This window comes from Cyclobacteriaceae bacterium, assembly GCA_030584025.1.
Lineage (GTDB): Bacteria > Bacteroidota > Bacteroidia > Cytophagales > Cyclobacteriaceae > UBA2336.
This window is the reverse complement of sequence record CP129487.1, coordinates 3644444-3668132: the sequence shown is the minus strand read 5'-3', so window position 1 is coordinate 3668132 and position 23689 is coordinate 3644444. Positions and strand designations below refer to the sequence as shown.

Below are 23689 nucleotides of genomic sequence, written 5' to 3'. Positions count from 1 at the left end.
AAATGAATACCACCACAATTGCTAAACTTCTTTGGTTTTCGTTGCCATGCAGCGGATATTTGCGCTATGGCTGGAACAACTCGTCAACAAAAATTTGCACGGCTCATTCACAAAGAAGTGAGTGATATTTTACAGCGTGATAAACGTGGCATTCTCGACAATGCCTTTGTAACGTTGGCCGATGTTCGGGTTAGTCCTGATCTTAGCGTGGCTAAGATTTACCTGAGTATGATGCTTACCGCTAACAAGGAAGCACTGCTAGAGAAGATAAACACGCGGAAGAAAGAGATTCGTAAGGCCCTTGGCGATCGAATCCGAAATCAGGCACGGATTATTCCCGAATTGATTTTCTATATTGATGAAGTGGAGGAGAAGGCACAACGGATCGAAGACATTATCCGTAACCTGAATATTCCACCTGAGCAATAATCATTTAAGCTTCGACCTTCGTGAGCCTGGAATTTTTTATCGCCCGTAAGTATTTACTGTCCACACGGAAGAAGAACTTCATCAACATCATATCCATTCTTTCCCTGATCGGTGTTTCGGTTAGTGCCGCTGCGCTGATCATAGTGTTGTCGGTATTTAATGGGTTGGGCGACCTACTTCGTTCACTGAATAATTCTTTTGATCCTGAAATTAAGATTGAAGCAGCACAAGGAAAATCATTTCCGGTTGATGCAGAATTGATTGCAAAAATCGAGGCGGTTGAGGGTGTTGCTATTGTTACCGAAGTAATTGAAGATTATGCCTATTTGCGTTACCGCGATGCCAATCAGGTAATTACCTTAAAGGGAGTGAGCGATAATTTTATTGATCAGCATAGAATTGACGATAAAATTGTGGCTGGCGAATTGAAGCTAACCGATGGAGATATCAATTACGCCATAATTGGCAGAGGTATACAGTACACGTTATCTGTAGCGGTGGGCGATGATATGTTTCCCTTACAGGTATATTACATCAATGATGTTAAAGCCGGGGCTCTTGATCCATCGCGATTATATTCCCGACAGATCATTTTGCCGGGTGCAGCATTTTCAATCGTGCAAAATTTTGATGAAAACTATGTGTTGGTTCCATTAAGATTTGCTCAGCAACTATTGCGTTATGAGAACAAACGAACAGCATTAGAAATAAAAACACGTGTGGGGTATAACCTTTTGAGTGTGCAAGAACAAATAAAGGCGATTGTGGGAAGTCAGTTTGTTGTCCTCAATCGCGAAGAACAACACCGTGATTTATACCGGTTGCTTAAAATGGAAAAGTTGTTTACGTTTTTGGCGCTTTCCGTTTTGCTGGGCATAAGCGCCATTAATATCTTTTTTAGTTTAATGATGCTGGCGCTTGACAAGAAAAAAGACATTTCCATTTTATCGGCACTGGGCGCCAACGGTGCGCGCATCAAGAAAATCTTTATTGTTGAGGGCGCCATGATTGCCTTGGGCGGGGCTATGCTGGGAATATTATTAGGCGGAATTTTTTGTCTGCTCCAACAGCAGTATGGCCTCATCAGCATGGGAATGGAAACATCCGTTACAGCAGGGTACCCTGTAAAAATGAAACTGGTTGATTTCGTGGGTACGTTGGCTGTGGTATCCGTCCTCACTTTCCTCATCTCGTGGCGACCAGCGGTTCTTGCAGCCCGGTCGGTTTCGGTGCACAACCTGTAAGGTTCATGTATGAAATAGGCTGAAATTCAAACTTTTCAGAATCCTGAAAAGCCTATTTTAGAAGTTCCGTTTTTAGTAAATCGACCAAAAACGGCAAAATAATGAAGGTTTCAGCGTCTCAGCCGTTTCAAATCATCTATTCGTTGTTCCAACACGAATACCTGGGCTTTCTTTTTGAGTCCTATATCGTGCATTTGGATGAAAAGGGGAGACTTACCTATCAGCACCAAAATATCTCTTCAAAGAATGCCCGTGAGTTTTCAAAAGGTCTTGACGATCGTGATTTCGAGCTGATCAAGCTTATGGATGCCATGCAGCAGGATGCTGTTGCCCGCAAATTTGCCGGAAAGCCAGTGAAGCCGGAAGAATTCTTCCCCAAGGTATTTGATAAGAAGAAGGGCAATGAAGGGCTGCAGGAGATGATAGAGTTGCACATGGAAACCAAGCGGGCCGAGGTGCTGGAAATTCTAAAGGGGAAATTATTGTTTGAAACTGGTAATGATGGGGAGCCTACGCATCGGAAAATTGAGGTAATGGAAAGCCGTGCTTCCATTCAGTTTCACTTTATGCGAAGCGATGATAGTACCAACTACTTTCCAACCTTATTTTATGAAGGAAAGAAACTGGAGTTACCGAATCCAACAGCGTACTTGATTTGTAAGGAACCCGCCTGGATGGTGATGAACGGAAAGTTGTATGGTTTTGAAAAGCACGTTGACGGTAAAAAACTTCTACCGTTCCTGAGCAAGAAGTTTGTGGTGATTCCAAAAAACCTGGAAGAAACCTACTACAACAGATTTGTAGCTCCTTTAATTGCCTCGTTTGATGATATTGATGCGAAGGGCTTTGATATTATAAAGACAGAATACGATCCTCGTCCCGTACTAACCATTTCGGAGTTGCCATCCGTTCAAAACAACGGAACACTATTCGATTCTAAATCTAGTGAAGATAAAAGTGATGAATCAGGGAAGATTGTGTTTGACCTTTCCTTTAAATATGGCAAGCATAAATTTCAGGGAAGAAACCGTGTACCGGTAAGTGTAACAGTTGAGAAGCACGATAACGATTATGTCTTCCATCGTGTACAACGCAAAGCCGAGTCAGAAAAAAACTTTTTAAGTACACTTCAAAAGCTTGGCCTGCCCATGAAGGATTTCAATGTGGCCATTGCAAAGTCGGAAGCTTTTTCATGGTTGAATGAAAACCGGGTTAATTTATTAAACCTTGGCTTCGAGGTCAGTCAGCCGCAGAGCAATGACAAAAAATATTTTGTTGGCAAAGCGGTTATTGAAGTTGAAGTAAAGGAAAACATCGATTGGTTTGACATTCACGCACGCATCCGATTTGGTGAGTTCGAAATTCCATTTAAGGAATTGCGAAAGCTTATCCTGAAGAAAAAAGTTGAATTCAAATTGCCTAATGGTGAAATCGCCATCATTCCCGAAGCCTGGTTAACGCGCTATGCCGATTTGTTTTCTTTGAGCGAAACCGAAGGAGACAAAGAAAAACCGGTGTTGCGCAAACATCATCTTAACCTGGTAAAGGAACTGGAGGATGGCAACCTGGCGAAAGTACACATCAGTGAAAAACTCAGGTCCCTTGGCTCGTTTAGCGGTATTAAAAATTATCCCTTGCCTGAAGGTTTTGTTGGCGAACTTCGCCCCTATCAAAAGGCCGGATATAATTGGCTTCGCTTCCTGAATGAATTCAGACTGGGTGGATGCCTGGCGGATGATATGGGTTTGGGTAAGACGGTTCAAACCCTGGCTATGCTGTTGGCAGAGAAGGAGGCAGGAAGGGGGACATCCTTGCTGATTATGCCAACTTCGTTGATTTACAATTGGGAAATGGAGGCTTCCCGATTCACACCTGAGCTAAAGGTGCTGAACTACACCGGAACATTGCGTAACAAAGACATTAAGCGATTTGAAAAGTATGATGTTGTACTGACATCCTATGGCATAACCCGATTGGATGTTGAGCTGCTGAAGAACTTTTACTTCAACTACGTTATTCTGGATGAATCGCAGGTCATTAAGAATCCTTCATCCATTATTGCCAAAGCAGTTCGGGAATTGAAGTCCCGTTACAAACTGGTGCTGACGGGTACGCCATTGGAGAACACTACGATGGACTTATGGTCGCAAATCAGTTTTATCAATCCAGGGTTGTTAGGCTCTCAAACATATTTCCGGCAAGAATACCAGGTGCCCATTGAAAAGAAGGGTGACGAAGCAAAATCCAAAAAATTAAATTCGATTATTAAGCCTTTTGTGTTGCGCAGGCATAAATCGCAAGTGGCGACTGAACTTCCGGAAAAGGTTGAAAACATTCAATACTCCGTAATGACAACCGAGCAGGAAAAGCGTTACGAGGAAGTGAAGTCATACTACCGTGGAAAAATTCTGGACTTAATTGACAAGGAGGGAATGGGTAACAGCCGGTTTATGATTTTGGAAGGCTTAACCAAACTCAGGCAGTTGGCGAATCATCCGAAAATGATAGAGCCATCGTATGCAGGCGATTCGGGCAAGTTGGAAGATATTATTCATATGCTGGAAAATGCCATTGCAGAAGGGCACAAGGTTTTGGTATTTAGTCAGTTTGTGAAGCATTTAACTTTGGTTCGGCAATACCTCAAGTCGCATAAAATTGATTACGCATACCTGGATGGCTCAAGCATTGATCGCAAAGAACAGGTAGACCGTTTTAACAAAGATCCGAATGTAAAGGCTTTCTTGATTTCCATTAAAGCCGGTGGATTGGGGTTGAACTTGACGGAAGCAGATTATGTGTTTATACTTGATCCGTGGTGGAACCCAGCCGTTGAAGCGCAAGCGGTCGATCGGGCACACCGCATTGGGCAGAAGAAAAAAGTGTTCACCTACAAGTTCATCACACGGAACAGCGTAGAAGAAAAGATACTCATGCTTCAGCAAAAGAAACTTAAGTTAACACGTGACCTCATTACTACAGAGGAAAGCATTATGAAGCAACTTACCCGTGAGGATATTGAGCAGATGCTCGCTTAAGATTTAGTCTGTTTTAGATGCCGTTTTTTCCACCGGTTATGCGACCATAACCATCCGGCAGGATTTTTTTGTATGACTTCCTCAACAATCTTTGCATAGTTTTTAACGACATCTTCCGAATCAGGTGCATAGGGAGGTTCAGCAACTTTTACCAGCGTACAGGTGTAGTATCCGCGCTTCGCTTTTTTTACCGATCCATACAGCACCGGGTACTGCGTGAGGTTAGCCATTTGTTGACTTCCATAAAAGAATACCGTTGCCTGGTTAAGAAAGGTGGTCTCGTATTTTCTGTTTTGCTTTCGGCCCGGATATTGGTCGGCAACAATAGCAATTCCTCTTAAAATGTTTTTTCGTTTAACCAGTTCACGAGCAACTTGATCTCGTTTGATGGCGTACCCACCGAAGTGCGTACGGCAGGTTTGCATCAGCGTATCAACGAATTTTGTGTTGATGGGCTGGTAGACAAAATCGATCGGAATATTTAACCAGAGATTTCCGGAAACGAGTAGCCACTCCCAGTTAAACTGATGGGAAGACAAGAGAATTATGGATTGATTTTTTTGTTTGTACGTTTCAAGCAGTTCAGGGTTTGTGTACTTCATTCGGGCCTTCAACTCTTCTTTTGAAATAGTGAGTAACTTTAGGGTTTCAACAGCATAGTCGCAGAGATTCAAATAAAACTCCCGTTCAATTTTTTTTATTTCATTTTTTGGAAGATACGGAAACGATTTTGTAAGATTTTTCCTAACTAACCTTCTTCGGTAGCGTATCACATGGTAGCTTAACAGAAACAGGAAATCGGCCACCATGTACAGGGCAGTGAAGGGGAGACGTGAGATGAGTTTGAGAAAAAACATGTTCACTGTTAAACGGCCAACAAGTTAAATAAGTATTACTATTTTTGATGACTAAACGAGCGAAAAGCCTATTCGGATCGCTCAGGCATATGAAAGATAAGGTTGTTATTATCACCGGAGGAACTTCCGGCATTGGCAAAGCATTAGCTTTTGAATTTGGTCGTCACGGCTCAAAGGTTGTGATTACCGGACGAAATGCCACTGACCTGAAGGCAACCGAGGAAGAGCTACGCGCTGCAGGAATTGAGGCATTGGGGATACATGCCGATGTTAGCCTGGAAGATGATAACAAAAGAATGGCAGAAGAAACGATTCGTCATTTTGGGCGAATTGATGTGTTGGTGAATAATGCCGGTATCTCTATGCGGGCAGCCTTTGAGGATGTGAAGATAGAGGTAATTAAAAAGGTAATGGATATTAACTTTTATGGTGCGTTGTATGCCACGCATTATTGCTTACCTGAAATTGTAAAAAATAAAGGGTCTATTGTGGGCATTTCCTCCATTGCGGGATACCGAGGATTGCCGGGAAGAACAGGTTATTCGGCCTCGAAATTTGCACTCAACGGTTTTCTGGAGGTGCTGCGGACAGAGTACTTGAAAAAGGGAGTTCATGTATTAACGGCTTGTCCTGGGTTCACTTCTACGAATATCCGGATGCGTGCTTTATTGGCAGATGGCCGCGAGCAAAAGGAATCTCCCCGCGAAGAAAGTAAAGAGATGACACCAGAAGAATGCGCCCGGCACATTTATCGGGCTACCGTAAAGAGAAAGCAAATTATTATATTGACTTTGGAGGGAAAGCTCGCTGTGTTCTTTAACAAGTGGTGGCCGTGGCTGGCAGACCGGCTTGTGTTTAACGCTATGGCACGTGAGGCTAATGCACCGATTAAATAGTTATGCTATGAAAGAAATTCTGCTTGTAATATCAATCCTTTTTGGTATCGAAAGGGTATGGGCTCAAAATGTTTCAGACTTGCCCGCTAATAGTTTTCCTTTTAATCTTTCAGGGAACACTATTCAAACATTTGATAATCGATATGAGGGCGTGAAGGGTTTTCCAACATTTCTTGAAGACCATTGCCCAGGAACGGTTGAGTTGAAGAAGGATGAGCACTATAAAAATGTTTTGATAAACTATGATGCTGTTTCTGACAATCTTATTGCGAGAAGTGACCGCACTAAGGCAAACATGATTGTGAGAAAGGATTTGGTGGCGAGTTTTATATTACATGATGGACTGGTTGAGTATGAATTTGTAAAACTTCCGGTTGACGGAGTTCCAACTTTTTTATTAACCCTGTCCGAGGGAACCATCTCGTTCTTCTGCAAAGTGTCGAAAGAGATTAAGCGTGCAGAATTAGGCGGAGCTTACAACGTTAGTGGAAATCCCTATGATGAATTTCGTACAATTTATACATTTTACATTACCGAGGGTGCGGTCTTACAGACAATACCACAAACAAAAAGGGGTATAATTAAATTTTTCCCAACAATTGAAAAAGAACTGAATGCATTTTTCAAAGCGAACAAGGCTGATTTAACTGATCTTCATTATGCCAAGTCTTTGTTTGCCTTTATAAACACGAACTTATAAAGCAAAGATCACTTCACTCATAACACATGGGTTCAGTATAACTAACCCCGTATTCTAATTATAATCGAATCTTCAGGTTCTAGGTTTTAGTCAAGAACACAAGTTTTCCATGATCAGCCTTATTGATAGATTTAAAGAAATCAACCAATTCCGTGTACGATTTTGCTGGGAACTCACCCTCAAACACCTTTAGCTTACGGACATAGAGCACATCTCCCCTGTCAATTTGAACCGAGGTTTCGTATTCTCCGAAAGAGGAAGTAATACGGGTGGGCTCAGGAAGAAATTCAGGATAAATACCTTCGGGCATTTTGTATCGAACACTGTCGATGTCAGTATAGCCCATATGCCTGAATACATTGGTCTTCCTTTCTTCAACTTTATCAGGAATAAATACAGAGCGGTTCATAAGGTTAGGTGTAAGAAATAACCGCTTTCCACTTACGGTAACAAGGCGTTTAAGTGTAAGGTCAAGGTTAACCTTAGCTGACGGAATTTTATCTCCATATTTGCTGGTAGCTATATTGTTTATATCAAAACTTGGAATTTGTGTTGTTTTTTGTGTCCATTTCTTTTCTTCTTCCGGGTTTCCAAGAATAAAATTCAGGTTGTCGTTTTCATATTGGAGGCCACTGTAAACGGTTTGAACTTTGGCTTTTGCATTTCCATCAATTCCCACGATAACTTCAGCAGTTCTGATTTGCAAGTTTTCTTTTTCTGTGTAAACAGGGGTATGAACAAGCTTTGCACCATCATCCGTAATGGCCAATGCTTTTCGGTTGCCTGTGAAACTCCCCATGTATCCAAACGGATTTGTCTGGCTCGTACATTCCAACCATAAAGTGTCAGTTCCATTGGGAACAAACACAACCACATGATTAAATTGCGAACTCGGGAAATCAGTTTTGATTTGAGTAGCGCCCTCTCCGGCCTTGATTAAGGTGTAGTAAGCTTTTATATCGATAGCTTCAAGCATAGAAACCATATAGTTTGAGAGCGCTTTACAATCACCATATCCGGTCTTATCCACCATAGAGGCTTCAAAGGGTTGAAATCCTCCAATGCCCAGCTGAATGCTTACATATCTCGTTTTGTTTTGCAGATATTCGTAAACGGCCTTTACTTTTTCCTCTTTCGTTTTCAAGTTTGCAGTAATCTCCTTTATTTTTTCCTGGGTTTCGGGCAGGAGATCATTTCTTCCTTTGTTCAATGAAGAGATCCATTGACCAAGATTGTCCCAACTTTCCATGGTCCCTTTATAATTATCAAATTCAAAAACAGTTGGGGCTGCAATAATGTGCGGTAGTAATTCTTCCCGTGGAGGTCCGTGGGGTTCAAAAGTAATGGGCATAATGTTTTGTAAACCCCACTTTACAGTTTCAAAGCCAGATGGTTCCTGAGTAATAATGGGCTCTTGTTCAATGTTGAATGCCTTATATCGGGGCGGTTCTATGGTTGTGGGATAGACCAGGGTATACGAAAAATTCTGAACAGATACCTTTTCGCCAGGCAAAACGTATGAACCCGGAATGATGAATACATACTTAAACTCAACCTCATATTCAAATTCTACAGTGTAGGGATATGATCCATGGGATAGGTCAGCCGATTTAAACCGGTTATCACTGTAAAGACTGAAGCCATCAAAGGCACTTTGATCATAGATTTCACTGGACTTTAACTTTTTTATTACAGCTCCATTGGCATCGTAAGCCACTCCTTTAAAGGTTGTTACTTTGCTGAGTTTGTCATAGCCCACCATTTCGCGTGCATATCGTTTACCAGCCTCATTTAATATAGTGATCACCTGATGGACGCTAAGGGTGGCCTTGCTGGCTGAGTGGAGCTTATAGGTCATGTGATCTTCACGGATCACAACATTGACATTGCTTTTTAAGGCTTCTGGAATATCTGAAACAGCATATTTTTTCTGACCGAAGCCCACCAGACTGATCAGAAATGCTGCAAAGAGAAATATGTGACGCATAATTATTTCCTTTTTAATACGATCTGTTCTGCCTGCTTGGCCACTACTATATTATAAAACTCACGAATGTTTGGATATTCATCCTGAACAAAAAGTGCCTTATTAATCTGAAAGCTGCTGGTAATGTTTATTGTGTTGCCTAAGAGCGAAACATTGTACAGAAAACGAGCAGCGTTGCCTGGCAGGGCAACTACTTTACTTTGGGGTAATTCATCAACTTCGTAATTTTCAGGGAGAGTTATTTTACACATATAGGTTTTGTCTTGTGGACTGCCATAGTCAACCGGGTATTCCCGTTTTTCCGTTTTAAACGGATTTTCTACAAGCTGCGACTCAATGAATGGATTAATGTAAACGACATCACCTCCCGAAGTGGCGTGATCATTTAACGAAATGGAATGTTGTTCCTTAAAAGCCTTATCAAAGGTCTCGGTATTTTCAAAAGAACTGTTTTCCACAGACCAGGATTTCCTTTTAGAGAAATCTTTAACATACTCATCCTTCCCCTTACTTAGAATTTGTTTGCGTGTTGCTACAGCATCATAACCATCTTTCAAATAGGTAATGGTTCCATTAAGTTCTGCCATTTCGTTCAATGCGAGTTCGGCAGTAATTGTGCTTTTAGATTTTGCTTTTGGAGCGAGGCTAATCCAGCCTGTATTTTTATTGGACACTAGCAAGCCCTCACCATTTAAGCATCGTTCCGGAAGAAAATCAATGGGGATATACTTTTCCGTAGCATCCAGAAATATGAATTTGTCCTTTACCAACAATCGACAAACTACATAATTTAACTGGCGCGACATAGGATATGGCTTCCGGATAAAACCATGGTCACGCGTACTTAAAAGAACCAGGTCAACTTCAAACCCAGCTTTTTCAAGCATGGATGCCATGAGCAGGTTAATGTCTCCTGATGTTCCTTTCTTTCTTTCTAAAATCGTTTTTGGACTCTCGGCCGTGTAATCCTTATATCCGTCCCATTCAACATTGTTTTTTACATATGAGTGTATGGCCTCTATTTTTTCCAGTTCATCTGTTTTGCCTACCAAAATTTCTTCAACAGTTTTTTTCAAGTAGTTGGATCCTGTAATAACCTTTCCAAAGTATTCACTCTCTTTGAGGTTGGATACAAGTTTCTCCCACGTTCCCATAATTTCCTGAGAAGGTTGCCCTGGGAAATTAATATAAGCCAAGGCGAAATTAACTTTTGAAACATAGTCATCCTCACTTGTCATAAAGGGCTCCTCTTTGAATGCAGGAACATGTGAGATTATCCAGTGGTGGACTTTCTCAGAGTAACCCGATTGAGATTTGTTTTGGGTAGTATAGTTGGTTACGGGAGTATAACCTTGCATATATTTCTCCATAATAAAAAAATCAGGAATAATGGCAACGTATTCGCTGTGCTTTACCGGAATGGAATATTGAAATTTCCAATTGGGGAAATTGGCTAGAAAATCAGAGCTAACGGTATAAGAATATTCAAGAACTGAACCTTCTTTCACATTTGGAAGTGTGAATTTCTGAAGATTAATGCTTCGATTAAACTTCTCCTTAAAGATGGCATCTTTGCTCATTTTGGATTCGACCACTTTCCCATTTTCAAGATTGTATGTAACGGCTTTAAGGCCAATTACACGCTCTTCATTTGATCCGGACTTGTAAAGCGGAATGGATGCATCAGCCCAGGAGAGACCATCTTTATTTAGGATTTTGATTCGGACATGACGCTCAAAGGTTAATACAGCACCAGCAGCATTAAATCCGATGTACGCTTTTCCGAAATCAAATAATACGACAGCAGCAGCAGAAGAATCTTTATCATAGATTGACATGGTTAGATCTTCCGTAGGAATATCACCAAACTTAAATGGCGATTTTTGACACAGTGCAATGAAAGCACAGCAGCAGATTGTGACTATTGCAATAGTTTTTTTCATGGGGGACAATTGGTTTAGGGACTCTTAATTTCAACAAAAAAACTTAAAAATGGAATTCTTACAAACCCCATGTGACTTTTCCTGTATTTTTAGCAGAATAATTTTTCCCCGTGGCTAAATCAAAAACTCTTTTTTTCTGTCAGAACTGCGGGCATGAGTCGCCCAAGTGGATGGGGAAGTGCCCCTCGTGCAACCAATGGAATACGTTTGCAGAAGAGGTTGTAAAAAAGGAATCTGCCGCTCGGCAGGGCTGGCATCAGGATGATGAGAAGCGAAGAGCCAACAAGCCACGCACCATACAGGAAATTGAATCAGGTAAAGAAATCCGCGTTGCTACGCCCGATCAAGAGCTAAATCGTGTATTGGGAGGAGGCATTGTACCAGGCTCATTGATTCTTATTGGTGGTGAACCGGGTATAGGCAAGTCGACCTTAATGTTGCAATTGGCACTGTCCTTAAAGCATTTGAAAGTGTTGTATGTATCAGGTGAAGAAAGCGAGCAACAAATCAAAATGCGGGCCGATCGGTTGTCTGTATCAAAGAACGATGCATGCTACATCTTCACGGAGACAAACACACAAAATATCTTTCAAGGGATCAAACAACTTCAACCCGAGTTGGTGATTATCGACTCCATTCAAACCCTTTTTTCAGATATACTTGACTCAACTGCAGGGAGCATCGGACAGGTACGGCAATGTGCGGGTGAGCTCATGAAGTTTGCGAAAGAAACAGACACACCTGTTTTTCTGGTTGGCCACATCACCAAAGACGGCATGTTGGCCGGACCGAAAGTGTTGGAACATATGGTTGACACCGTGCTTCAGTTTGAAGGCGATCGTCACCTGGCTTACCGCATTTTACGTACAACCAAAAACCGCTTTGGCTCCACATCTGAAATTGGCATTTATGAAATGCTGGGCAATGGCTTGCGCGAAGTATCCAATCCCTCTGAAATTTTAATCTCCCAAAAAGATGGCCCGTTGAGTGGTGCGACTATTGGGGCAACAATAGAAGGCAATCGCCCTTTATTGATTGAAATCCAATCGCTGGTCAGCCCCGCTTCGTATGGAACGCCTCAACGTACACCGACCGGATTTGATCAAAAGCGATTAAACATGTTGCTGGCTGTGCTGGAAAAGCGATGCGGATTTAAAATGGGTGTACACGATGTGTTTGTGAACATGGCCGGAGGCATTCGTGTGGAAGACCCGGCCATTGATCTGGCTGTGTGTGTTTCCGTAATTTCTTCGTTGGAGGAATTGCCGGTTTCAGAAAAAATCTGTTTTGCTGCTGAAGTTGGCCTGGGAGGAGAACTTCGTGCAGTGAACCGGATTGATCAACGCATTTCAGAAGCGGAGAAGCTCGGGTTTACGGAAATCTACATTTCCCGGTTTGGCCAAAAGTCGGTTGACTTGAAGAAGACAAAAATCGCGGTGAAGTCGTTCGGAAAATTAACAGAGGTTTTTCAGGATCTGTTTGGTTAGTATACCCGCAGGCGACCATCTTTACACACAATTTATTTTATGGAAACATTCTTTACCGAAACCCTGGGGCTACCCGAGAACCTGTTTGCGTATGTCATTCTTCCGCTGCTCATTTTTCTGGCGCGGATCATGGATGTTTCCATCAACACCATCCGGATTATTTATGTGTTGGGTGGCCGTAGGGTAACGGCAACGCTGCTTGGTTTTTTTGAATCGTTTATCTGGCTGATGGCCATCCGTCAGATTTTTGAACACCTCGATAACTGGGTGTGTTACATTGCATATCCGGGAGGCTTTGCCATGGGTATTCTGGTTGGGATGATGATTGAAGAACGCATTGCCTATGGCAAGGTGATTGTGCGGATTATAACCCGTAAGGATATTAGCGAATTGATCACATTTTTAAACAGCCAGCAGTTTCGGTATACGCGTGTGGATTCGGAAGGCTTTGATGGCCCCGAGAGCCTGGTGTTTACGGTACTGCCTCGTGAGAACTTGGAAGAGTTGCTCACCAAAATGAAAAGCATATTGCCTACAGCTTTTTATACCGTAGAAAAAGTTAATCGTGCAGCTGAAAGTGGTGCGGTGGTGCAGGAAAGTACGCGGTGGAGTATAGCGAGTTGGTTAAAAGATAGAAGAAGGGTTTAGTTGTTGCCCTGAAGGCCACCTGTGTGTAAAAAAAGAACAGTGGATCCCTTTTTGAAATTTCCTGATGCAATTAAACTACGCAATCCATAAAACGCTTTAGCCGTGTAAACTTTGTCGAGCGGAAGATTTTGGTAAGTATATGTATCAATAATGAATTGATTTAATTCAACAGTGGTTTTACCGTAACCGCCAAAATGAAAGTCTTCGTTGATACTCCAATTTGCAAAATCTTCTCCAATCAGATTTTCAACATCATCCCTTAAAAACCCTCCACCCTTAAGTACCGAAAACCCAAGTATCGTTTTGTCTGGAGGTGTGCCGTTCACCAATCCCGCCAAAGTCCCCCCTGTACCCACTGCACAGCACAAATAATCGAACCCATCTCTCAGTGTTTGTGCGAATTCTTCAACACCCTTTACAGCCAATGCATTGGTGCCCCCTTCAGGGATTAAGTAAAAGTCACCAAACTCATTGTGGAGTTTGTCAATAAGCTCCGGTCTTGTTTTCTGCCTGTACGCTTCACGCGATATATACTTCAGTTTCATTCCACGACTTTTTGCAAAGCTTAATGTTGGATTACGCGGAAGTACTTCTTCACCACGAATGATACCAATGCTTTCAAAGCCCAACTCATGTGCTGCGGCAGCGGTTGAAAAAATATGGTTGGAGTAGGCGCCACCAAAGGTGAGCAATGTTTTGTGCCCCAGCTTTTTTGCTTCTTGCAGATTATACTTCAGTTTCCACCACTTGTTTCCCGAAACATAAGGATGATTCAAATCTTCTCGCTTGACTAAGACACGAACTCCCGCCTGATCAAACAGCGGATCATGAATTTCCTGTATCGTGGTTGGTCTATAGGTTAACAAGGTCTGACAACTTCTGTCGTGCAAGTTAAAAATGTTTTTAAAGTGAGTGCGGATAAGGTAGTTTGAGAACTTGTTGCTATGGATGAATATATAAAAGGTCGGGGTTCACAGATAAAAACACAAAACCGGTTTTTGAAGGCCAGCTATGTAACCGAGCATGTTGAAGGGCTTGATGAGCCGTTAATGGAAGCACCAACCACGCAGGTTCTTTATGAGCAGGCGAAGAAGATTGTAAACAAAATAACCAGTCCTGATCTGGGCATGATGTATTCACTCAATCCCTATCAGGGTTGTGAGCACGGATGCATTTATTGTTATGCGCGCAACACACACGAATATTACGGATTCAGTGCTGGCCTCGATTTTGAAAGTAAAATCATGGTAAAGAAAAGCGCCCCGAAGTTGCTGGAGAAATTCATACTTCATCCGGACTGGCAACCTGTTCCGATTGCTGTTTCCGGTAATACAGATTGTTACCAACCATTGGAGCGAAAATTTAAAATCACCCGAGGGCTGCTGAAGATTTTTGCGCAGTACAGACACCCAGTGGGTATGATTACCAAAAACAGTTTGATTTTGCGCGATCTGGATTTGCTCACAGATCTGGCACAAGACAACCTCGTTCATGTATACATCTCGCTCACTACGCTGGATGAGGATTTAAGAAGAATGATGGAGCCGCGCACAGCCAGTGCAACCAAACGACTGAAAACAATTGAGGCGTTGGCGAATGCAGGAATACCCGTTGGAGTAATGACTGCCCCGATTATTCTAGGATTGAATCATCATGAAATCCCCTCCTTACTAAAAGCAGCCGCTGACCATGGCGCTTTGGCTGCAGGTATGACAATCGTGCGACTTAACGGATCCATTGGGCAACTTTTTGAAGACTGGCTGCGAAAAAATTTCGCTGATCGTTTCGATAAAGTGTGGAATCAAATTTCTGCCATGCATGGTGGCCAGGTAAACGATTCACAATTCGGGAGAAGAATGACGGGTGAAGGAAACTTTGCCGAAACGATTCATCAATTGTTCAAGGCATCAAAAAGGAAATACCTCGCAGGAAGACACATGCCACCTTATGATCTTTCAAAATTCAGAAAAGGAGGAAACCTGAGTTTGTTTTGAATTATAATTCTATTTCAACCTGGCCTTTAAGCAAATCCTCAAAGACTTCACGCTCCCGAATAAGCTTGGCCTCATTATTAATCACCAAAACCTCAGTAGGTCGCAAACGCGAGTTGTAATTTGATGCCATGGAGAAACCGTAAGCTCCAGCATTTTTTATCGCCAGAATATCGCCTTCGTGTACTTCGTTTAATTTTCTGTCAGCACCGATGGTGTCGGTTTCGCAGATGTAGCCAACAACGGTATATGACTTTTCCTCACCTGCCGGATTGGAGATATTCAGAATATGATGATAGGCATCATACATCATCGGTCGCAAAAGGTGGTTCAAACCCGTGTTAACACCAACAAACGTGGTGGAAGGGGTTGATTTGATCAAGGTTGTTTTGGCTAACAAATGCCCCGATTCACTTACAATGAATTTGCCGGGCTCAAACCATAGCTCCAGTTTTCTGCCATATTGCTCACAGAACTGGCGGAAGGATTCGGTAAGCTTCAAGCCAAGGTCAAATACATTCGTAACCTTATCTCCTTCCTTATAGGACACTTTAAATCCACTACCAAAATCAATAAACTTTAGATCAGGAAAATCCTTTGCCACACTGAAAAAGATATCCGCCATTTTCAGAAACACATCGGTTTCAGTTATGTCCGAACCGGTGTGAATGTGCAAGCCCTGAATGTTAATGTTGTATTGATTCACGACTTCCATTACCTGCTGTAGCTGGTACACCGAGATACCAAACTTCGAATCGCTGTGCCCGGTTGATATTTTGATGTTTCCACCCGCCATAATGTGCGGGTTTAACCGGATGGAGCAGGGGTAAGAGCTTCTGTATTGTGATCCAAATTTTTTCAGAAACGGAATGTTATCAATGTTTACCACCAACCCAAGTTTTACGGCTTCTTCAATTTCACTGAAGTCGGCACAGTTTGGTGAAAACATAATTTCAGATGGTTCAAATCCGGCTTTTAATGCCAGGTGTGCCTCTTGAATAGACACCACATCAGCCCCTGAACCATTTTTTTTCAGTAACCGGAGAATGGATAGGTTAGATAAGGCTTTAACCGCATACTTGATCCTAACATCGGCATCTGCGAAAGCGGTTTTCAACGTTTTAAGTTGCTGCACAATTTTATCAGCATCATACACATACACCGGTGTGCCAAACTGCTCGGCAATATCAAGGGCTTTTACGTTTTGAATAAAGTACGAACCTTCTCTGAGTTCCATGTTTCGTGGTCATTAAAACTCAAATATACTCCCCTATTCCGGTTCATGGATTTGGATTGCTTATTTTTGAGGAATGAAATTATTCTACCGCGAATACGGACAAGGTAAACAGATGATTATCCTCCATGGGTTAATGGGTTCATCGGATAACTGGCTGCCACAGGCAAAGATGTTGGGCGAACACTATCATGTTTGGGTGGTCGATCAGCGCAATCATGGTCAATCACCGCACAGCAACGAATTCAACTATACCGTATTAAGCGAAGATATTCTCAACTTTATTCAGGAGCACAACATTGATAATCCGGTAATCATCGGCCATTCCATGGGTGGAAAGGCGGCCATGAATTTTGCGCTGGCACATCCGGATAAACTGGATAAACTGATCGTGGTTGACATTGCACCAAAGGCATATGATGTTCGGCACGATCATATTGTTGAAGGGTTGAAAGCCGTACCCATCGATTCAGTTCAATCGCGGCAGGAAGCAAACGATGCGTTAGCTCCGCATATTTCAAGTGAGGCCGTACGACAGTTCTTATTGAAGAACCTGATGCGCAAATCCGAAGGCGGTTTTGGCTGGCGAATCAACTTACCGGTAATTGATCAAAGCCTGGAAATGATCAGCGGTGGCTTGGTGACTGAAGGAGTGTTCGAAAAGAAGACGATGTTTATTCGTGGCAGTAAGTCGGATTATATTTTGGATGAAGATCGGGAGGCGATCAAGAAAATATTCCCTAACGCCACATTGGTAACCATGGAAACCGGGCATTGGGTACAGGCCGAGAAGCCCGAAGAATTTGTTCAGGTTGTTTTATCTTTTCTGAATGCCGGGTAAAGGAACACTTTATTTAATACCCACAACCATTGCGGATGATACGGCCGGTCAGGTAATTCCTGCACACGTTACCGACACCATTCAACACATCCGGCATTTTTTAGCCGAAGATGTGCGCACTGCCCGAAGATACCTGAGTAGTTTGAAGATATTTCCTTCGATTGAAGACCTTCAATTTTCAGTGCTCAATAAACATACGAGCGAGACCGAGTTTGCTGAGATGCTTTCGCCTCTCGGTAATGGTAACGATGTGGGCGTACTTTCCGAATCGGGTTGCCCGGGAGTGGCTGACCCTGGTGCATTGGCGGTTGCGTATGCGCATCAACAAGGAATTCGTGTGGTGCCATTGGTTGGGCCGTCTTCTCTTTTGCTTGCATTGATGGCTTCAGGATTAAACGGACAACAGTTCGCGTTTCACGGATATCTTCCTGTTGATGCGGCAGAATGTCGTAAAACCATAAGGGCATTGGAACAGGAATCTCGACAAAAAAACCAAACACAGGTTTTCATTGAAACCCCCTATCGTAACAATGCCTTGTTTTCAGCTTTGTTAAAAACACTGCAAGATGAAACGCGACTTTGTGTGGCCATTGATGTAACGGGTAAGAAAGAATCTATTCAAACCATGCCCGTTAAGCATTGGAAAAAGGCTTCTGAGTCCTGGCCTAAACTGCCTGCTGTGTTTCTGTTTCTGGCCTGAAAATACCGTTTTTGGTTTTACCGGCATTCGGCTAAATTTGCCGACTTAAATCATGCACTAAATCCCTAATCAAAGAAAATATGCCGTATCTATTCACCTCAGAGTCTGTTTCTGAGGGCCACCCCGACAAAGTAGCTGACCAGATTTCTGATGCCCTTATTGATTACTTTTTAGCATACGATGCCAACTCGAAAGTTGCCTGCGAAACGTTGGTAACTACAGGTCAGGTGGTACTTGCCGGTGAAGTGAAGTCGGAGGCTTACCTGGATGTTCAGGACATTGCCCGTGAAGTTATTCGCAAGATCGGCTACACCAAAAGCGAGTACATGTTCGAAGCCAATTCATGCGGTATTCTTTCGGCTATTCACGAACAATCACCCGATATTAATCAAGGCGTTGAGCGTAAAAAGAAAGAAGAGCAAGGTGCTGGTGATCAAGGTATGATGTTCGGCTACGCTACTAACGAAACGGACAATTACATGCCGCTTCCATTGGAGATTGCACATTCCCTGTTACGTGAACTGGCTGCTATCCGCAGAGAAGGAAAACAGATGACCTACTTGCGTCCAGATTCAAAATCGCAGGTAACGATTGAATACGATGACAACAACCAGCCGGTACGCATTGATGCCATTGTGGTTTCCACTCAGCACGATGATTTCGATAAGGATGGTCCGATGTTGAAGAAGATCAAGGAAGATGTAATCAACATTTTGGTACCACGCGTAATGAAGAAATTACCGAAGCGTGTCCATAAGCTCTTCAACAGTGAGATTAAATACTTCATTAACCCTACGGGTAAGTTCGTGATCGGTGGCCCGCATGGCGATACGGGACTAACCGGAAGAAAAATTATTGTAGATACCTACGGAGGCAAAGGTGCACATGGTGGAGGCGCATTCTCAGGAAAAGATCCTTCCAAAGTGGACCGGTCAGCAGCTTACGCTACCCGACACATTGCCAAGAACCTGGTAGCAGCCGGTGTATGCGATGAAGTATTGGTACAAGTCGCGTATGCTATTGGCGTTGCGAAACCAGTTGGATTGTACGTAAATACATACGGTACCAGCAAGGTGAATGTAAGCGATGGAGAAATTGCAAAACGCGTGGAAAAGATTTTTGATATGCGTCCATATTTTATTGAGCAACGCTTTAAGTTGCGCACGCCTATTTATGCTGAAACTGCAGCATACGGACATATGGGTAGGGAAACAAAAGTGGTAGAGAAAGTTTTCAACAAAGGAAGAAAAACGGAAAAGCGCGTAAAGGTAGAATTGTTTCCTTGGGAAAAGCTGGACTATGTGGAACAGGTAAAGAAGGTATTTAAGTTAGCCTGATTGCTATAACGCATCTAAAACAAAATCGCCCCTCAGAATAACCAAGGGGCGATTTTTTTTGAATCTAAATAAAAGAATTACGCTCTTCCGTTGTTCACTTTAGTTTTAAACTTCTTCAATTGATTTTTCAGTGCTTCCGTTGCCTGATCGGTAGCGGCCTCGAATGAGCGCGCCTTTTCTGTGGCAAAGAGTTGATTCCCCGGAAGGTTGAGCTTGATTTCTACGGTTTTGTTTTCAACACCTTCGTTGTTCAGCCTGAGGAAAACCTCACCATCCACCATTCGGTCAAAGAATGTTTCGAGCTTGTCAACTTTCTTTTGAATAAAATCAACAAGCTTGCGGTCGGCATCAAAGTGGATGGATTGCACTTTCAGTTTCATAAAAAATTAATTTAAAGGTTAAACATCAATTCTGGTTTCCACCAGCACAAAACACGTAGTAATCACTTCATAGGCATAAATTTTTAAGCTTTCGGATGGGCCTGATCATAGGCCTTTTTAATTTTTTCCATGGAGTTGTGTGTATACACCTGCGTAGCGGCCAAACTGCTGTGGCCAAGCAAGTCTTTTACGGCATTGATCTCCGCACCTTTGTTTAACAGGTGTGTCGCGTACGTGTGTCGCAAAACATGCGGACTTTTCTTTTCGGTATTGGTATTTTCCTTCAGGTAACGCTTCACAATTCTATACACCATCATCGGGTAACACGGATCACCAGGATCCGTAACAAAAACATACCCATGACTTTTCATATCCACTTCCTTGTTCCGAATCTTGAGATAGTTCTTATAGATAGAAACGATACTTTTGGGAAAAGGGATTAGTCTTTCTTTGTTTCTTTTTCCTAAAACTTTAATGGTATTATGGGTTGCATCTACCTGAACTTCTTTTAGCGTGATCAGTTCTGACAAACGAATGCCGGTAGAGTAAAACAATTCCAGAATAAGTCTATCGCGCCAGCCGTCAAGCGTATCTTCAAACTCAACCGCATTCAGCAGGTTTATCATTTCTGCCTCCTTCACAAAGGAGGGTAGGCGTTTTTGTATTTTCAGCACCCGTATTTTGGTCATCGGATTTTTTTTGATGACCTCCTGACGCATCAGAAACTTATAGAAGGTTTTCAGGCTGGCAATTTTTCGGTTTACGGAAGTTGCTTTAATTCCGCTATCAACTAGCTGAATAATCCAGGAACGTACAATGCCATAGTCGGCAGTTTCGGGTGAATGATCCGGGAACACTTCCTGAATAAATGCTTGAAACTGGTCCAGGTCGTTTTGGTAGGCCGTGAGCGTATGTTTGCTCACGCGTTTTTCGTATTGGAGGTATTTTAAAAACGTTTCAACCATGCAGTACTACACCAGTCCGTCAAGTAGTACCAATGTAAAAAAATAATCCCCAAGGAGAAAGCCTCCGTGGGGATTAAGAAGATATTCTATACCGCAAAGCTGCTAGGCTGTACGGCAGTATTAATTCGATGTTTATTAAGCAGTCTCCTGGCCTTTCATGCGCTCGCGGTAAGCGGCACGAATAATTTCGTTTCTACGTCTTACAGAAGGCTTTTCAAAAGATGTTCTGGAGCGTAATTCCTTCAAAACACCCGTTTTTTCAAACTTCTTTTTGAAGCGCTTCAGGGCCTTGTCAATTGATTCGTTCTCTTTAATGTTTACTACTAGCATGTTATTCTAAATTGGGCTGCAAATATAGCAAATAAGGTATCAAATATGCAAAATCACTTCAAAATAGCCCTTGAAATCACTAGTTTCTGGATTTCCGAGGTGCCTTCTCCGATGGTGCAAAGCTTGGCATCCCGGTAATACTTTTCGGCCGGGAAATCCTTGGTGTAGCCGTAGCCGCCAAAAATCTGTACGCCTTCATTGGCTATTTCAACGGCAATTTCGGAGGCATACAACTTGGCCATAGCCGATTCTTTGTTCACGTTCAGCCCTTTGTTTTTCATATCGGCCGCCCGGTAGGTTAACAGTTTTGCTGCTTCTACCTTGGTTGCCATATCGGCAAGCTTAAAGGCAATGCCTTGAAATGTAGAGATTGGCTTGTTGAACTGATGTCTTTCTTTGGAGTATTGCAGGGCGGCTTCAAAGGCACCTTGCGCAATACCTAAGCTGAGTGCGGCAATGGATATTCTTCCACCATCCAATACCTTCATAGCCTGTATAAATCCTTCTCCCTCCTGCCCCAGCATTTGCGATTTATGGATACGACAATCGGAGAAAATCAATTCAGCGGTTTCTGAGGCTCGCATACCTAGCTTGTTTTCTTTTTTTCCTGCCGAGAATCCCGGAGTTCCTTTTTCGATAACAAAAGCTGTCATGCCTCGTGAGTCACCAACCTCACCAGTACGCACTATTACCACAGCTACATTTCCAGATTTACCATGCGTAATGAAGTTCTTAGCACCATTGATCACGTAATAGTCACCATCCTTTACAGCAACGGTGCGCATGTTCCCTGCATCGGAGCCCGTATTAGGCTCGGTTAAGCCCCACGCGCCAATCCATTCTGCTGTGGCTAGTTTGGGTAAGTATTTTTGCTTTTGTTCCTCGGTTCCGAATTGAAGAATATGGTTCGTGCAGAGGGAATTGTGCGCAGCCATCGAGAGTCCGATTGATCCATCAATCTTCGATAACTCAGCAATTGCTGTAACATATTCAAGGTAACCAAAACCTGCACCGCCATATTGCTCGGGAACCAAAACACCCATCAAACCGAGCGATCCCATCTTTTTGAACATTTCGATCGGGAATTCCTGCGATTCATCCCAATCCATCATGAAGGGCTTGATCTCGCGGCTACCAAAATCGCGCACCATTTGGGCGATCATTTGTTGATTTTCACTTTCTGTAAAAGAAATGCTTAGGCTATCTGTCATTACTTCCATTAATTCTGTTTTTAAAATTTTAGGGACACGAAGGTACACATTTAACGGAAGAACCAAACGAATGTTAGTTTGTTGGTTTAAATCTTTGCGAACCCCCTCGAAAACCCATTAAAAGCTTTAGTTTTGGGGTCTTTTTTAACCCTAAACCATGAAAATTGCAGTAATTGGAACAGGATACGTAGGTTTGGTAAGCGGAACATGTTTTGCAGAAACCGGCAATACTGTAACCTGTGTCGACATTGACAGCGAAAAAGTCAAAACCCTCAGAAGCGGCAAAGTCACAATTTACGAACCCGGTCTTGAAACGCTTTTCGAGCGAAACGTAAAGGAGAATCGATTATTCTTCACCACTAGTTTACAGGAAGGTATTAAAGATGCGCAGGTAATTATGCTGGCGCTGCCTACACCGCCAGGTGCTGATGGTTCAGCAGATTTGCAATATGTGTTGAAAGTGGCCGGTGATCTAGGACCGATGCTGGAGAACTATACAGTTATAGTTAACAAGAGTACAGTGCCGGTAGGTACAGCAGAACTGGTTCGTAAAAAAGTTGCTGAAGGAGCTAAGGTTGAATTCGATGTGGTTTCCAATCCGGAATTTTTGCGCGAAGGTTTGGCGGTTGAAGATTTTATGAAACCGGAGCGTGTGGTTATTGGAACACGTTCACCACGTGCCCGAAAAATTATGGAAACACTTTACGCACCATATGTAATGCAGGGCAACCCGGTTATTGTGATGGATGAGCCTTCGGCAGAACTTACCAAGTATGCAGCGAATGCGTTTTTGGCTACCAAGATTACCTTCATGAATGAGATCGCCAATTTGTGTGAGCGACTTGGTGCGGATGTCGATTTAGTACGTAAAGGTGTGGGCACTGATAGCCGCATTGGTAAACGATTCTTATTTGCCGGAATTGGCTATGGCGGAAGTTGCTTCCCGAAAGATGTTCAGGCCCTGTCACAGTCGGCTCAACAAGTGAAGTACGATTTCAAAATTTTAGATGCGGTGATGGCAGTGAATGAGAATCAAAAAACAAAAATGATTCACCGCATGAAGGAACATTTCAAAGATGGTTTGAAAGGTAAACGCATTGCCGTGTGGGGTCTTTCGTTCAAGCCTCAAACCGATGACATTCGTGAAGCACCTGCGTTGTTGAATATTGAACTGTTGTTAAAAGAAGGAGCTGAGGTTCATGTGCATGATCCCGAAGCCATGGAAAATGTGAAGAAGGTTTTGGGTGATAAAATCCATTACCACACCAATCCCTATGATGCCTTGAATAAGGCTGATGCCTTATTGATCGCTACCGAATGGCCGGAGTATCGCACACCCGACTTTGACCGTGTAAAGTCATTGATGAATAATAAGGCTATTTTTGATGGCCGGAATATATACGACACCTCAAATATTCGTGAACTTGGGTTCACTTACTATAGCGTAGGCCGTGAAATCGTAAAAAACTAGTAC

The 23689-nt window shown here is 42.8% G+C and carries 21 protein-coding genes; 12 read left to right on the top strand and 9 right to left on the bottom strand.

What is annotated here, in order from left to right:
• The first annotated feature begins 66 nt into the window (after positions 1 to 66).
• From rbfA to QY309_16565, 3 genes are all read left to right on the top strand, one after another.
• Entirely contained in the window at positions 67 to 429 is a 363-nt protein-coding gene (rbfA, locus tag QY309_16575; protein WKZ59466.1) for a 30S ribosome-binding factor RbfA, read from the top strand.
• 20 nt (positions 430 to 449) lie between these two features.
• A complete protein-coding gene (locus QY309_16570; protein ID WKZ59465.1) occupies positions 450 to 1673 on the top strand; it encodes an ABC transporter permease in 1224 nt (407 codons plus the stop codon).
• A 101-nt stretch (positions 1674 to 1774) separates the two neighbouring features.
• Positions 1775 to 4708, top strand: a complete 2934-nt coding sequence (locus tag QY309_16565) for a DEAD/DEAH box helicase (protein ID WKZ59464.1) — start codon at positions 1775 to 1777, stop codon at positions 4706 to 4708.
• Here the strand turns inward: QY309_16565 and QY309_16560 are convergent.
• Positions 4705 to 5565 carry a lysophospholipid acyltransferase family protein gene (locus tag QY309_16560; GenBank protein ID WKZ59463.1) on the bottom strand — a complete coding sequence of 287 codons (861 nt, stop codon included), beginning with the start codon at positions 5563 to 5565 and terminating at the stop codon, positions 4705 to 4707. The two genes, QY309_16565 and QY309_16560, sit on opposite strands and share 4 nt — an antisense overlap.
• A gap of 89 nt (positions 5566 to 5654) precedes the next feature.
• Here QY309_16560 and QY309_16555 point away from each other — a divergent pair, with 89 nt between their 5' ends.
• Positions 5655 to 6461, top strand: coding sequence for an SDR family oxidoreductase (locus QY309_16555; protein ID WKZ59462.1), 807 nt, complete (start codon positions 5655 to 5657; stop codon positions 6459 to 6461).
• Between the two features lie 7 nt (positions 6462 to 6468).
• A complete protein-coding gene (locus QY309_16550) occupies positions 6469 to 7161 on the top strand; it encodes a hypothetical protein (protein ID WKZ59461.1) in 693 nt (230 codons plus the stop codon).
• Between the two features lie 79 nt (positions 7162 to 7240).
• On the opposite strand, the gene QY309_16545 is transcribed toward QY309_16550, so the two are convergent.
• Both QY309_16545 and QY309_16540 read right to left on the bottom strand, forming a co-directional pair.
• Complete coding sequence (locus QY309_16545; GenBank protein WKZ59460.1) at positions 7241 to 9148, bottom strand: DUF3857 domain-containing transglutaminase family protein; 1908 nt, start codon at positions 9146 to 9148, stop codon at positions 7241 to 7243.
• 2 nt (positions 9149 to 9150) lie between these two features.
• A complete protein-coding gene (locus QY309_16540) occupies positions 9151 to 10986 on the bottom strand; it encodes a DUF3857 domain-containing protein (protein WKZ59459.1) in 1836 nt (611 codons plus the stop codon).
• A 215-nt stretch (positions 10987 to 11201) separates the two neighbouring features.
• On the opposite strand from QY309_16540, the gene radA reads away from it, so the two are divergent.
• The gene (gene radA / locus QY309_16535; GenBank protein WKZ59458.1) at positions 11202 to 12578 is read left to right on the top strand and encodes a DNA repair protein RadA; all 1377 of its coding nucleotides are present in this window, start codon (positions 11202 to 11204) and stop codon (positions 12576 to 12578) included.
• A gap of 39 nt (positions 12579 to 12617) precedes the next feature.
• Positions 12618 to 13226, top strand: a complete 609-nt coding sequence (locus QY309_16530) for a DUF5698 domain-containing protein (GenBank protein ID WKZ59457.1) — start codon at positions 12618 to 12620, stop codon at positions 13224 to 13226.
• On the opposite strand, the gene QY309_16525 is transcribed toward QY309_16530, so the two are convergent.
• Positions 13223 to 14116 (bottom strand): pyridoxal-phosphate dependent enzyme, encoded by an 894-nt coding sequence (locus QY309_16525; GenBank protein ID WKZ59456.1) that lies wholly within the window; start codon positions 14114 to 14116, stop codon positions 13223 to 13225. The two genes, QY309_16530 and QY309_16525, sit on opposite strands and share 4 nt — an antisense overlap.
• Before the next feature lie 54 nt (positions 14117 to 14170).
• Here QY309_16525 and QY309_16520 point away from each other — a divergent pair, with 54 nt between their 5' ends.
• Entirely contained in the window at positions 14171 to 15220 is a 1050-nt protein-coding gene (locus QY309_16520) for a PA0069 family radical SAM protein (protein WKZ59455.1), read from the top strand.
• Position 15221: 1 nt separating this feature from the next.
• Here QY309_16520 and lysA read toward each other — a convergent pair whose 3' ends face one another.
• Complete coding sequence (lysA, locus tag QY309_16515; GenBank protein ID WKZ59454.1) at positions 15222 to 16454, bottom strand: diaminopimelate decarboxylase; 1233 nt, start codon at positions 16452 to 16454, stop codon at positions 15222 to 15224.
• Between the two features lie 73 nt (positions 16455 to 16527).
• Between lysA and QY309_16510 the strand changes: the two genes are divergently transcribed.
• The 3 genes from QY309_16510 (at position 16528) to metK (ending at position 19329) form a co-directional block, all read left to right on the top strand.
• Complete coding sequence (locus tag QY309_16510) at positions 16528 to 17292, top strand: alpha/beta fold hydrolase (protein ID WKZ59453.1); 765 nt, start codon at positions 16528 to 16530, stop codon at positions 17290 to 17292.
• Positions 17282 to 17992: an SAM-dependent methyltransferase gene (locus QY309_16505; GenBank protein ID WKZ59452.1), complete on the top strand. Its 711-nt coding sequence runs from the start codon at positions 17282 to 17284 to the stop codon at positions 17990 to 17992. The genes QY309_16510 and QY309_16505 overlap by 11 nt, the downstream gene beginning before the upstream one ends.
• A gap of 80 nt (positions 17993 to 18072) precedes the next feature.
• On the top strand, positions 18073 to 19329 hold the full coding sequence (gene metK / locus QY309_16500; GenBank protein WKZ59451.1) for a methionine adenosyltransferase: 1257 nt from the start codon (positions 18073 to 18075) through the stop codon (positions 19327 to 19329).
• 77 nt (positions 19330 to 19406) lie between these two features.
• On the opposite strand, the gene raiA is transcribed toward metK, so the two are convergent.
• The 4 genes from raiA to QY309_16480 all read right to left on the bottom strand — a co-directional run bounded on the left by raiA (position 19407) and on the right by QY309_16480 (position 22224).
• Positions 19407 to 19709 (bottom strand): ribosome-associated translation inhibitor RaiA, encoded by a 303-nt coding sequence (gene raiA / locus QY309_16495; GenBank protein WKZ59450.1) that lies wholly within the window; start codon positions 19707 to 19709, stop codon positions 19407 to 19409.
• 83 nt (positions 19710 to 19792) lie between these two features.
• Positions 19793 to 20674 carry a tyrosine-type recombinase/integrase gene (locus QY309_16490; protein WKZ59449.1) on the bottom strand — a complete coding sequence of 294 codons (882 nt, stop codon included), beginning with the start codon at positions 20672 to 20674 and terminating at the stop codon, positions 19793 to 19795.
• A 135-nt stretch (positions 20675 to 20809) separates the two neighbouring features.
• Entirely contained in the window at positions 20810 to 21004 is a 195-nt protein-coding gene (gene rpsU, locus QY309_16485; protein WKZ59448.1) for a 30S ribosomal protein S21, read from the bottom strand.
• Between the two features lie 53 nt (positions 21005 to 21057).
• Complete coding sequence (locus QY309_16480) at positions 21058 to 22224, bottom strand: acyl-CoA dehydrogenase (GenBank protein WKZ59447.1); 1167 nt, start codon at positions 22222 to 22224, stop codon at positions 21058 to 21060.
• A 148-nt stretch (positions 22225 to 22372) separates the two neighbouring features.
• Between QY309_16480 and QY309_16475 the strand changes: the two genes are divergently transcribed.
• The gene (locus tag QY309_16475; protein WKZ59446.1) at positions 22373 to 23686 is read left to right on the top strand and encodes a UDP-glucose/GDP-mannose dehydrogenase family protein; all 1314 of its coding nucleotides are present in this window, start codon (positions 22373 to 22375) and stop codon (positions 23684 to 23686) included.
• The last annotated feature ends 3 nt before the right edge of the window (positions 23687 to 23689 follow it).